The sequence below is a fragment of the Pseudomonas sp. NPDC098740 genome, assembly GCF_044760065.1.
GTDB classification, from domain to species: Bacteria; Pseudomonadota; Gammaproteobacteria; order Pseudomonadales; family Pseudomonadaceae; genus Aquipseudomonas; species Aquipseudomonas rossensis.
The window spans coordinates 1-12,120 of the sequence record NZ_JBIWAM010000012.1 but is presented as its reverse complement, the minus strand read 5'-3'; the positions used below and the strand labels follow the sequence as shown (position 1 = coordinate 12,120).

Sequence of the window (12,120 nt, the reverse complement as noted above, 5' to 3'; positions counted from 1 at the left end):
TGTTCCCTCTACGCGACGGAACAGGCTGGAAAGCGATCAACGACGTGGCAGGAATTGCAGCGGATCTACAGGTTTACCTTGTCGGCGAATCTCAAAATGCAGCTTCACCCGGTCTGTACCCGTTGACCCCATTTCGGCAATTGTCTGTCCGACCTTGACCTGCTGCCCCTCCCGAACCAACAGCCTGCGGTTATGTCCGTAGGCACTGACGTAGGTATCGCTGTGTTTGATGATGACTAATTCGCCGTAGCCCCTTAAGCCACTCCCGGCGTATACCACCGTCCCATCAGACGCAGCTAAAACAGGCTGTCCCAAATCCCCGGCGATATCAATTCCTTTATTCAAACTGCCGTTTGAAGAGAATTTTCCAATGAGAATGCCATTAGATGGCCACCCCCAGCCGGTCGGGGCCGGACCGGCAGGAGGCATCGGAGCAGGGGTCGACTTGCTGGCGACGGACGGTGCAACCACTGCTGTGCTGGTGGTTGCGCCATTCGCCTGGCGCCGGATAACCGTTGTTTTCAGCGACGAAGAAGGCGTTGAATCTATGGAGCTGGCCACCGGCGTCGGCGTTGAACCGGTGCGACCGTCAAAGCGAATCGTCTGACCCGGATGGATCGTGTAAGGCGTAGGAATGTTGTTGCGTGCCGCGAGGGCTTTGTAGTCCCAGCCGTAGCGAAAGGCGATGGAGAACAAGGTGTCTTTAGGTCGGACGACGTATTGACCCGTGGTCACTGCCGGACGCTGGGCGACGGCGTTGTTGCGATCGACGATGCGTACATCGCTCGATTTGTTGCTGGAGCAACCGATCAGCAAGGTGCTCAAGACAAGGCCAGTCACCAGGCGCTGAAAGCTCGTTTTACCCATTCGCTGCGCAATGACTGTGAGACTCACCCGCCGCTCCCTTTGTGGTGGCTGAAAATGTGGATTGCCGTGTTCCGGCATTGAAATGTCGCAAGTATAACGAGCCGTGCAGGCTTTACCTTTTATGAAGCGAAATGGCTTCGCGCACACGTTTGCTGCCTGACGATGAATCCCGTTTAACTGATCGATGCCGCTGTAAGACAGGAGCAATCGAAGAGAATTCAGCGCGCTGAAACAAATGCTCAGGCGAGTGGCCCATTGAGTAACGGGACGAAGCGAACAGCCCCCAGAACACGCCTGGAAAAGCCCTGCTCTTCCCGGATGATCAGCATCAATTGTTGAACCTCACCCGATCCGACCGGGATCACCAGCCGCCCTCCCGGCGCCAATTGATCAAGCAGCGCCTGAGGTACATCGGTCGCCACCGCGGTCACGATAATGCCGTTGTACGGCGCCAGCGCCGGCCAGCCTTCCCAACCATCGCCCCAGCGGAACACCACGTTGCGCAGGTTCAGCTCCACCAGGCGTTCTTTGGCCCGGTCCTGCAAAACCTTGATGCGCTCGACGGAAAATACCCGCTCGACCAGTTGCGACAGCACCGCCGTCTGATAGCCCGAGCCTGTGCCGATTTCCATCACCTTGTCGAGAGGACCTGCCTCCAGCAGCAACTCGCTCATGCGAGCCACCATATAAGGCTGCGAGATGGTCTGGTTATTGCCGATCGGCAGCGCCGTGTCTTCGTAGGCACGGTGAGCCAGCGCCTCGTCGACGAACAGGTGACGCGGTGTACGGCGAATGACTTCCAGCACCTTGGCGTTGGAAATTCCCTCTTCATACAGGCGCTGAATAAGGCGCTCACGGGTCCGTTGTGAGGTCATCCCGATGCCACGACGCAGAATATCGTCTTGTTCACGAGCCATTAGTTCAGCCCCTCCAGCCAGCCATCGAGACTTCTGAAGGCATCATTAAAGGTGCGATCCAGTTGCAGTGGGGTGATTGAAACATAGCCTTGCATCACCGCATGAAAATCGGTGCCCGGGCCACCGTCTTCGGCATCCCCCGCCGCCGCAATCCAGTAACCGGATTTACCGCGCGGATCGACCACTTTCATCGGCGCTGCAGCACGAGCGCGATGTCCGAGGCGGGTCAGCTGAATACCGCGGATGTGGTCCAGCGGCAAATTGGGAATGTTCACGTTCAGTACCGTACGCGGTGGCAGTTCAAGGTCCGCGTGAGCCTCTACCAGTTTGCGCGCAAAGTACGCGGCTGTGGGAAGGTTCTCCACTTGCCGTGAGACCAACGAAAAGGCAAACGAAGGACGCGCCAGGAAACGTCCCTCAAGGGCCGCCGCCACGGTGCCGGAATACAACACGTCATCACCCAGGTTGGCGCCCAGGTTGATGCCCGAAACCACCATGTCCGGCTCGCGCTCCAGCAAGCCATTGAGGCCCAGGTGCACGCAATCGGTCGGTGTGCCATTGAGGCTGATAAAGCCGTTGGCCAGGGTTTGCGGGTGTAACGGACGGTCGAGCGTCAGCGAGCTGCTGGCGCCGCTTTTGTCTTGGTCCGGGGCGATAACCACGCATTCGGTGTAATCCGCCAGCGCAGCATAAAGCGCGGCGAGTCCGGGTGCGGTTACCCCATCGTCGTTAGAAATCAGAATACGCATGGGCTGTCCGTCTGCCCCACCGGCACCAGATCAACGAGCTCGCGCACCAATACGGTGGCGAAGCATCCGGCCGGGAGGACGAATTCCAGTTGCAGAATGTCAGGCTCGGGATAATGCCACGTCAACCCACCAATGGGCAGCCGCAGGATGCGACGTTCGTGGCTCATACCGGCGTTAATCAACCAATCACGCAAGTCTGCTTCGCGAGTGGCGATTGCCTGCTCCAGTTCATGGACAGCGCCAGTGGCCGGCGAGTCACCTTCGCCCCACTGCGGACCGGTCGGGTGCAGATCGAGAATCGCCAGACGCGGGTCGCTGCACTCGGCTTCACCTGCCGGAAAGAAGCTGCGGCTGTCGGTGAAGGCCAGCAGATCGCCGACCTGAGCACGCTGCCAGCTGCCATCGGCGACACGGGCCGCCAACACCTGATTAAACAGAAAACTGCGCGCCGTAGAGAGCAGACGCGAACGCACGTTGCGCTGTTCCGGCAACGCTTTACGCGCCGCCCATGCACGGGCATCGACCACGTTGCCGCCGTCAAATCCGAAACGCTGGGCACCGAAATAATTGGGAATACCTTGCTTGGCGATCAGTTGCAGACGCTCCTCGATCGCCGCTTTGTCGCCAGCGAATTGCGTCAGTCTCAACGTGAAGCCATTGGCTGAGTGAGCACCGCGTTGCAGCTTGCGTTTGTGCCGGCCGGTCTTGAGGATCTTCAGCGTATCGTTTTCCGCCGCCGACAGATCAGGATCGGCCTTGCCCGGCAGCTGCACGCTGAACCACTGGCGAGTCAGCGCCTGACGATCCTTGAGGCCCGCGTAACTGACGGTGCGCAATGGCACGCCCGCCGCCTTGGCGATCCGCCGTGCTGCTTCTTCGGTATTCAGACCGCGCTTTTCCACCCAGATCCACAAGTGTTCACCGTCGCCACTGAGGGGAATATTGAGGACTTCATCGACCTGAAAATCTTCCGCCGTGGCTTTCAATACTGCGGTGCCGAGGGCTTCGCCATAGGCACGTGGGCCGAGCAATTGCAGTTCGTTCATGCGCGCAGCAACAAGGCAACGGAGTGCACGGCAATGCCTTCTTCGCGACCGACAAAGCCGAGCTTTTCGGTGGTGGTAGCTTTCACGTTCACTTGATCCAACTCAACTTGAAGATCCGCGGCAATCAGCGCGCGCATCGATTCGATATGCGGGGCCATTTTCGGCGCCTGGGCGACAATGGTGTTATCGACATTGCCGACTTTCCAGCCCTTGGCGTGGATCAGTGCGACGACGTGACGCAACAGCACTCGGCTGTCGGCGCCCTTGAATGTCGGGTCGGTGTCCGGGAAATGCTTGCCGATATCACCCAGCGCAGCGGCGCCGAGCAAGGCATCGCTCAAGGCGTGCAGCAGGACGTCACCGTCGGAGTGAGCGAGCAGCCCGAAGCCGTGTGCAATGCGCACGCCGCCCAGAGTAATGAAATCGCCTTCAGCGAAACGGTGCACATCATAGCCGTGGCCAATACGCATAAAAAAACGCCCCGATTTTTGTCAGGGCGTGATTCTACCTGCTTTGTCGGACATTAGGCGCTTAGAGCGCGCCCATGATGTTGCAGGTGGTCGGCGATGAAGCTGGCGATGAAGAAATAGCTGTGGTCGTAGCCGGGTTGCAAGCGCAACGTCAGCAGATGACCGGCCAGTTTGGCGGCCTGTTGCAAGGCTTCAGGCTTGAGCTGGGTGGCCAGGAAATCGTCGCGATCACCTTGGTCGACCAACAACGGCAACTTCTCGTTCGCTTCGGCAATCAGGACGCAGGCATCCCACTCGCGCCATTTCGACCGGTCTTCCCCCAGGTAGCGGGAAAAGGCTTTCTGCCCCCAAGGGCAATCCATCGGATTGTTGATCGGCGAGAATGCCGACACCGACTGATAACGCCCCGGATTACGCAACGCGCAGACCAGCGCACCGTGGCCGCCCATGGAGTGACCGCTGATGCCACGTTTGTCCGACGCCGGGAAATGGGCTTCGACCAATGCAGGCAATTCCTGCACGACATAGTCATGCATCCGATAGTGTCGCGACCAGGGTTCCTGCGTGGCATTCAGATAGAACCCGGCACCGAGACCGAAGTCCCAGGCGCCATCCGGATCACCCGGCACATCGGGACCGCGAGGGCTGGTGTCCGGGGCAACGATGATCAGCCCCAGCTCGGCGGCCATGCGCATGGCGCCGGCCTTTTGCATGAAGTTTTCGTCGGTGCAGGTCAGCCCGGACAACCAGTACAGCACCGGCAACTTGCCGCCCTGCTCCGCTTGCGGCGGCAGGTACACGGCAAACACCATGTCGCAGCCGAGCACATCGGAGCGGTGCCGATAGCGTTTGTGCCAGCCGCCGAAGCTTTTCTGGCAGGAGATATTTTCCAGGCTCATGACCGACCTCAGAAATGGATGACGGAACGGATGCTCTTGCCTTCATGCATCAGGTCGAACGCCTTGTTGATATCTTCCAGGCCCATGGTGTGGGTGATGAAAGTATCCAGCGGGATCTCGCCGGTTTCGGCCATCTCGACATAGCTCGGCAACTCGGTACGGCCACGCACACCGCCGAACGCCGAACCGCGCCAGACGCGACCGGTCACCAGCTGGAATGGACGCGTGGAGATTTCCTGGCCGGCACCGGCCACACCGATGATGACCGACTCGCCCCAACCCTTGTGGCAGCACTCAAGTGCGGCACGCATCAATTGGACATTGCCGATGCATTCGAAGGAAAAGTCGACGCCGCCATCGGTCATGTCGACGATGACTTCCTGAATGGGACGATCGAAGTCTTTCGGGTTCACACAATCGGTTGCACCCAACTGCTTGGCGATCTCGAATTTGGCCGGGTTGATGTCGATGGCGATGATCCGCGCAGCCTTGGCTTTGACGGCGCCGATCACCGCCGACAGACCAATGCCGCCGAGGCCGAAAATGGCGACGGTATCACCTGGTTTTACCTTGGCGGTATTAAGAACTGCACCGATGCCGGTGGTGACACCGCAGCCCAGCAGGCAGACTTTTTCCAGTGGTGCTTCTTTTGGAATTTTGGCGACGGAGATTTCCGGCAGCACGGTGTACTCGGAGAACGTCGACGTCCCCATGTAGTGGAAAATTGGTTGGCCTTTGTAGGAAAAGCGCGAAGTGCCATCTGGCATCAGGCCTTTACCCTGAGTCGCGCGAATCGCCTGACACAGGTTGGTTTTGCCCGACAGACAGAATTTGCACTGGCGGCATTCCGGGGTGTACAGCGGGATCACATGATCGCCGACAGCAACGGAGGTCACGCCCTCACCGATCGCCTCAACCACCGCGCCACCTTCGTGACCGAGGATCGACGGGAAGATACCTTCCGGGTCCGCGCCCGACAGCGTGTAGGCATCGGTATGGCAGACACCGGAGGCAACCACACGCAGCAGGACTTCACCGGCCTTTGGCATGGCGACATCGACTTCAACGATCTCGAGGGGTTTCTTGGCCTCGAAGGCAACGGCAGCGCGCGACTTGATCATGTGGACTCTCCAGTGAATAAAAACGAGACAGGGAGTGTAATACACCGCCTGACGGTGAATAATCCGGACAAAAGCAAAACATTATTGCCATACAGGGATAATCCTTGATGTCCGAAAACCGGTGGGAAGGTATCGACGAGTTCGTCGCCGTGGCCGAGTGCAGCCAGTTCACGGCTGCCGCGGAACGCCTCGGGGTTTCGTCCTCCCACATCAGTCGACAAATAGTACGCCTCGAAGAGCGACTTCAGACGCGACTGCTTTATCGCAGCACCCGCCGGGTCACGCTGACCGAAGCCGGGCAAACCTTTCTGCAACATTGCCAGCGATTGCAGGATGGCCGCGAAGAAGCCTTGCGCGCTGTTGGCGACCTGACCAGTGAACCCAAAGGCATGCTGCGCATGACCTGCGCCGTAGCGTACGGCGAGCGCTTTATCGTGCCGCTGGTAACGCGTTTCATGCGGCTTTATCCGCAACTTCGAATTGATATCGAACTGAGCAATCGTCAACTCGACCTGGTGCATGAAGGTCTGGATCTGGCGATCCGCCTCGGTCGCCTTCAGGATTCACGGTTGGTGGCAACGCGCCTGGCGCCACGGCGAATGTACTTATGTGCGTCGCCGTCCTACCTGGAACGGTATGGTCGCCCACATAGCTTGTCGGAACTGAGCCGGCATAATTGCCTGATCGGCAGCTCTGACCTCTGGCAACTTGAACAGAACGGGCGGGAATTTTCCCAACGAGTGCAGGGAAACTGGCGCTGCAACAGTGGGCAAGCGGTGCTGGATGCGGCGCTACAGGGCGTGGGTTTGTGTCAGCTGCCGGACTATTACGTCCTGGAGCACCTGAAAAACGGCGAATTGATTTCGCTGCTCGATGCGCATCAACCGCCCAACACGGCCGTTTGGGCGCTTTATCCACAGCAACGGCATCTGTCGCCCAAGGTGCGCAAGTTGGTGGATTATTTGAAGGAGGGGTTGGCGTTGAGGCCGGAGTACAGCGTTTGAAGATCAAAAGATCGCAGCCTCGTTTCACTCGACAGCTCCTACATTGCCTGCGTTCACCGCAATGTGTAGGGGCTGTCGAGTGAAACGAGGCTGCGATCTTTTAACGGCGGTTAGCCCAACGCTGACGAAGCCATTCCAGGTCTTCAGGGCGCGTGACCTTGAGGTTGTCCGACCGACCTTCAATCAACCGCGGCGCCAGACCCGCCCACTCCATCGCCGAAGCTTCGTCAGTGATAACTGCATCGGCCACCAGACTGTCCGCCAACGCTCGATGCAACGCGCCAAGTCGAAACATTTGCGGCGTATAGGCTTGCCAGATCACACTGCGATCCACGGTTTCAATCACGCGACCGTGCTTGTCCACCCGCTTGAGGGTATCGCGTGCCGGAACCGCCAGCAGTCCGCCAACCGGATCATCTGCGAGTTCACCCAGCAACTTGTCCAGATCATCACGGCTCAGATTCGGCCGCGCGGCATCGTGAACCAGTACCCAATCCTCATCGTCAGCGCCTTGTGCATGCAAATGCAGCAACGCATTGAGCACCGACCCGGAACGCTCGGAGCCGCCTTCAACCCGCTGAATTCGCGGATCGAAAGCACACGCCAGGTTCGGCCAATAAGGATCATCAACAGCAAGACTGACCACCAACCCTTTCAGGGAAGGATGATCAAGGAAACAGCCGAGGCTGTGTTCGAGAATAGTGCGCCCGCCCAGTTGCAAGTATTGCTTGGGACGGTCCGCGGCCATACGGGCACCGACGCCCGCGGCAGGAATCACGGCCCAGAAGGCCGGTAACGAGGGGTTCATTGAGCCAACTGGTAAAGGGTTTCACCGTCCTTCACCATGCCCAACTCATGACGAGCCCGCTCTTCAACGGTCTCCATGCCCTTTTTCAATTCACTGACTTCAGCGTCCATCACCCGATTGCGCTCAAGCAGCCCCTCGTTCTCAGCGTGTTGATCTGCGATCTGCTGAGTCAGTTCGGCCACTTGCGCCAGACTGCCATTACCCACCCACAGGCGGTATTGCAGGCCAGCCAGCAGCAGGAGCAAAACGAGGAACAACCAATTGGGACTGCGCATCGAATATCAGGTATCCAGTGAAAAAAGACAGCCATGCCAAAACTTTGAAGCTTCTGATAGCACGAAGCCTGGAAGACCCAGGCTTGTGCTTATAAGGCATCAGATTAGTGGCAAATCCATCGCTGTAGCGATTTTTCCGACACAATCCGGTGTCTTTTACCAGTTAACGATTAACCGCGGAATTCGCTGCGACCGTTGTACTTGGCTTTGCCATTCAACTGCTCTTCGATACGCAGCAGTTGGTTGTACTTGGAAACACGATCGGAACGGCACAGGGAGCCGGTCTTGATCTGGCCAGCCGAAGTGCCCACGGCCAGGTCGGCAATGGTCGAATCTTCGGTTTCGCCGGAGCGGTGCGAGATAACGGCAGTGTAACCAGCGGCCTTGGCCATCTGGATGGCTTCCAGGGTTTCGGTCAGGGTGCCGATCTGGTTGAACTTGATCAGGATCGAGTTGGCGATCTTTTTATCGATGCCTTCTTTCAGGATCTTGGTGTTGGTCACGAACAGGTCGTCGCCTACCAGTTGGACTTTCTCGCCGATCTTGTCGGTGAGGATTTTCCAGCCAGCCCAGTCGGACTCGTCCAGACCGTCTTCGATCGAGATGATCGGGTAACGCTCGGTCAGGCCTTTCAGGTAGTCAGCGAAACCTTCAGCGGTGAACACCTGGCCTTCGCCGGACAGGTTGTATTTACCGTCTTCGTAGAATTCGCTGGCAGCGCAGTCCAGTGCCAGGGTCACGTCGGTGCCCAGCTTGTAACCGGCGTTGGCCACGGCTTCGGAGATCACTTTCAAAGCGTCTTCGTTGGAGGCCAGGTTCGGTGCGAAACCACCTTCGTCACCCACAGCAGTGCTCAGGCCACGGGCCTTCAGAACGGCTTTGAGGTGATGGAAAATCTCGGTACCCATGCGCAGACCTTCCGAGAAAGACTTGGCGCCTACTGGCTGAACCATGAACTCCTGGATGTCGACGTTGTTATCGGCGTGTTCGCCACCGTTGATGATGTTCATCATCGGAACCGGCATCGAGTAAACACCCGGGGTGCCGTTCAGGTTGGCGATGTGAGCGTACAGCGGCAGGTCCTGGTCCTGTGCGGCGGCCTTGGCGGCTGCCAGGGAAACGGCGAGGATCGCGTTGGCGCCCAGAGAACCTTTGTTTTCAGTGCCGTCGAGCTTGATCATCGCGTGATCCAGCGCTTTCTGGTCGCTTGGATCTGCACCTTTCAACAGGTCGCGGATCGGACCGTTGATGTTGGCGACGGCTTTGAGTACGCCCTTGCCCAGGTAACGGCTCTTGTCGCCATCACGCAGCTCGAGCGCTTCACGCGAGCCAGTGGAAGCACCGGACGGCGCGCAAGCACTGCCGATGATGCCGTTATCGAGAAGCACATCCGCTTCCACGGTGGGGTTGCCACGGGAGTCGAGAACTTCACGACCTTTGATGTCGACGATTTTTGCCATTGTTGTAAACACTCCAAAGTTGACGAAAACGACGCAGCTGAAGGAAATCTTGTATCGCCGGCAAGTAATGTGCAGCGGGCAGACTTGCGGACGATAAGGCCCAGACCCGAGGGCCTGAGCATTAATTCGTGCGGTACTTTACCGGAGAAATGAGGATTACGCGGTTTCTACCGTCGGAAAACTCTTCACCAGTTCGTCCAAAGCTTTGAGCTGGGCCAGGAATGGCTCCAGTTTGTCCAGACGCAAGGCGCAAGGGCCGTCGCATTTGGCGTTGTCCGGGTCCGGGTGGGCCTCAAGGAACAGGCCGGCCAAAGACTGGCTCATACCGGCTTTCGCCAGGTCGGTGACCTGGGCGCGGCGACCGCCGGCGGAATCGGAACGACCGCCGGGCATTTGCAGCGCGTGTGTCACGTCGAAGAACACCGGGTATTCGAACTGCTTCATGATGCCGAAGCCGAGCATGTCGACGACCAGGTTGTTGTAACCGAAGCTCGAACCGCGTTCGCAGAGGATCAACTGATCGTTACCCGCTTCCACGCATTTGCTCAGGATGTGTTTCATTTCCTGAGGTGCGAGGAACTGGGCTTTCTTGATGTTGATCACCGCACCGGTCTTGGCCATCGCGACCACAAGGTCGGTCTGGCGCGACAAGAAGGCCGGCAGCTGGATGATATCGCAGACTTCAGCGACGACCGCGGCCTGATCAGGCTCGTGGACGTCAGTGATGATCGGCACGCCGAACGCTTGCTTGATGTCCTGAAAAATCCGCATGCCCTCTTCCAGGCCGGGGCCACGGTAAGAGGTCACGGAGGAACGGTTGGCCTTGTCGAAGCTGGCCTTGAACACGTAAGGGATACCGAGTTTCTCGGTGACCTTTACGTATTCCTCGCAGACCTGCATCGCCATGTCACGGCTTTCCAGCACGTTCATGCCACCGAAAAGCACCATTGGCTTGTCGTTGGCAATCTCGATATCGCCTACGCGGATGATCTTCTGGGCCATCGGATTTACGCCTTCTTCTGGTGTTGAACCAAAGCTGCTTTAACGAAACCGCTGAACAACGGGTGACCGTCGCGTGGTGTCGAGGTGAACTCAGGGTGGAACTGGCAAGCGACGAACCATGGATGATCCGGGGCTTCAACCACTTCTACCAGGGCGCCATCACCGGAACGACCGGTGATTTTCAGACCGGCTTCCATGATTTGCGGCAGCAGGTTGTTGTTCACTTCGTAGCGGTGACGGTGACGCTCGACGATCACGTCCTTGGCGTAGCAATCGTGCACCAGGGAACCTGACTCCAGCAGGCAATCCTGAGCGCCAAGGCGCATGGTGCCGCCCAGATCGGACGTTTCGGTACGGGTTTCGACGGCACCGGTGGCATCTTCCCACTCGGTGATCAGACCCACGACCGGGTGACCGCTTGCACGATCGAACTCGGTGGAGTTGGCGTCTTTCCAGCCCAGCACGTTACGAGCGAACTCGATCACGGCCACTTGCATGCCCAGGCAGATGCCCAGGTACGGAACCTTGTTTTCGCGAGCGTATTGAACGGCAGTGATCTTGCCTTCCACGCCACGCAGACCGAAGCCGCCAGGTACCAGAATCGCGTCGACACCTTCCAGCAGCGCAGTGCCCTGGTTTTCGATGTCTTCGGAGTCGATGTAGCGCAGGTTGACCTTGGTGCGGTTGCTGATGCCGGCGTGACTCATCGCTTCGATCAGCGACTTGTAGGCGTCCAGCAATTCCATGTACTTGCCGACCATCGCGATGGTGACTTCATGCTCAGGGTTGAGCTTGGCGTCGACCACGGCTTCCCACTCGGACAGATCGGCACCGCCACATTGCAGGCCGAAACGCTCGACAACGAAATCATCCAGGCCCTGGGCGTGCAGGATGCCCGGGATCTTGTAGATGGTGTCGGCGTCTTCCAGCGCAATCACCGCACGTTCTTCAACGTTGGTGAACTGAGCGATCTTGCGACGCGAGGAGATGTCGATCGGGTGATCGGAACGGCAGACCAGCACGTCAGGCTGCAGGCCGATGGAACGCAGTTCCTTGACCGAGTGCTGGGTTGGCTTGGTTTTGGTTTCGCCGGCAGTGGCGATGTACGGCACCAGTGTCAGGTGCATCAGCATCGCGCGCTTGGCGCCGACTTCGAAACGCAATTGACGGATGGCTTCGAGGAAAGGCTGGGATTCGATGTCACCCACGGTGCCACCGATCTCGACCATGGCCACGTCAGCATCGCCGGCGCCCTTGATGATCCGGCGCTTGATTTCGTCGGTGATGTGCGGGATCACCTGAATGGTGGCGCCCAGGTAATCACCACGGCGCTCTTTGCGCAGGACGTGTTCGTAGACACGGCCGGTGGTGAAGTTGTTGTTCTGGGTCATGGTCGTGCGGATGAACCGCTCGTAGTGGCCCAGGTCCAGGTCGGTCTCGGCGCCGTCGTGGGTGACGACCACTTCACCGTGCTCGAACGGGCTCATGGTGCCCGGGTCAAC

Annotated in this window: 13 protein-coding genes; 1 reads left to right on the top strand and 12 read right to left on the bottom strand. The window is 58.6% G+C overall.

Translation table 11 applies throughout. From position 1 onward, the window contains the following. Nucleotides 1–36: 36 nt before the first annotated feature. The 7 genes from ACIQU2_RS16195 to ACIQU2_RS16165 all read right to left on the bottom strand — a co-directional run bounded on the left by ACIQU2_RS16195 (nt 37) and on the right by ACIQU2_RS16165 (nt 6,069). Nucleotides 37–894: a peptidoglycan DD-metalloendopeptidase family protein gene (locus ACIQU2_RS16195; protein WP_403142746.1), complete on the bottom strand. Its 858-nt coding sequence runs from the start codon at nt 892–894 to the stop codon at nt 37–39. Nucleotides 895–1,106: 212 nt separating this feature from the next. Beyond that, on the bottom strand, nt 1,107–1,742 hold the full coding sequence (locus ACIQU2_RS16190) for a protein-L-isoaspartate(D-aspartate) O-methyltransferase (RefSeq protein ID WP_173860469.1): 636 nt from the start codon (nt 1,740–1,742) through the stop codon (nt 1,107–1,109). Between the two features lie 41 nt (nt 1,743–1,783). Then, nucleotides 1,784–2,533, bottom strand: coding sequence for a 5'/3'-nucleotidase SurE (gene surE / locus ACIQU2_RS16185; RefSeq protein ID WP_129441651.1), 750 nt, complete (start codon nt 2,531–2,533; stop codon nt 1,784–1,786). Beyond that, nucleotides 2,521–3,579: a tRNA pseudouridine(13) synthase TruD gene (truD, locus tag ACIQU2_RS16180; RefSeq protein ID WP_282482290.1), complete on the bottom strand. Its 1,059-nt coding sequence runs from the start codon at nt 3,577–3,579 to the stop codon at nt 2,521–2,523. Before truD ends, surE begins: the two co-directional genes overlap by 13 nt. Further along, nucleotides 3,576–4,049, bottom strand: coding sequence for a 2-C-methyl-D-erythritol 2,4-cyclodiphosphate synthase (gene ispF / locus ACIQU2_RS16175; RefSeq protein ID WP_010462780.1), 474 nt, complete (start codon nt 4,047–4,049; stop codon nt 3,576–3,578). The genes truD and ispF overlap by 4 nt, the downstream gene beginning before the upstream one ends. A gap of 53 nt (nt 4,050–4,102) precedes the next feature. After that, nucleotides 4,103–4,948 (bottom strand): S-formylglutathione hydrolase, encoded by an 846-nt coding sequence (fghA, locus tag ACIQU2_RS16170; RefSeq protein ID WP_403142486.1) that lies wholly within the window; start codon nt 4,946–4,948, stop codon nt 4,103–4,105. A gap of 8 nt (nt 4,949–4,956) precedes the next feature. Beyond that, entirely contained in the window at nt 4,957–6,069 is a 1,113-nt protein-coding gene (locus tag ACIQU2_RS16165; RefSeq protein ID WP_033059912.1) for an S-(hydroxymethyl)glutathione dehydrogenase/class III alcohol dehydrogenase, read from the bottom strand. Nucleotides 6,070–6,176: 107 nt separating this feature from the next. On the opposite strand from ACIQU2_RS16165, the gene ACIQU2_RS16160 reads away from it, so the two are divergent. Next, nucleotides 6,177–7,073: a LysR substrate-binding domain-containing protein gene (locus ACIQU2_RS16160; protein WP_403142483.1), complete on the top strand. Its 897-nt coding sequence runs from the start codon at nt 6,177–6,179 to the stop codon at nt 7,071–7,073. A gap of 100 nt (nt 7,074–7,173) precedes the next feature. Here the strand turns inward: ACIQU2_RS16160 and ispD are convergent, their stop codons facing one another. From ispD to ACIQU2_RS16135, 5 genes are all read right to left on the bottom strand, one after another. After that, on the bottom strand, nt 7,174–7,881 hold the full coding sequence (ispD, locus tag ACIQU2_RS16155) for a 2-C-methyl-D-erythritol 4-phosphate cytidylyltransferase (protein WP_347805633.1): 708 nt from the start codon (nt 7,879–7,881) through the stop codon (nt 7,174–7,176). After that, a complete protein-coding gene (gene ftsB, locus ACIQU2_RS16150) occupies nt 7,878–8,156 on the bottom strand; it encodes a cell division protein FtsB (protein ID WP_008028992.1) in 279 nt (92 codons plus the stop codon). Before ftsB ends, ispD begins: the two co-directional genes overlap by 4 nt. Before the next feature lie 170 nt (nt 8,157–8,326). Beyond that, nucleotides 8,327–9,616 carry a phosphopyruvate hydratase gene (eno, locus tag ACIQU2_RS16145; RefSeq protein WP_033059918.1) on the bottom strand — a complete coding sequence of 430 codons (1,290 nt, stop codon included), beginning with the start codon at nt 9,614–9,616 and terminating at the stop codon, nt 8,327–8,329. 156 nt (nt 9,617–9,772) lie between these two features. After that, nucleotides 9,773–10,618 carry a 3-deoxy-8-phosphooctulonate synthase gene (gene kdsA / locus ACIQU2_RS16140; RefSeq protein WP_046054578.1) on the bottom strand — a complete coding sequence of 282 codons (846 nt, stop codon included), beginning with the start codon at nt 10,616–10,618 and terminating at the stop codon, nt 9,773–9,775. Nucleotides 10,619–10,623: 5 nt separating this feature from the next. Next, the coding region (locus tag ACIQU2_RS16135; protein WP_403142479.1) for a CTP synthase at nt 10,624–12,120 on the bottom strand (1,497 nt) is incomplete at its 5' end.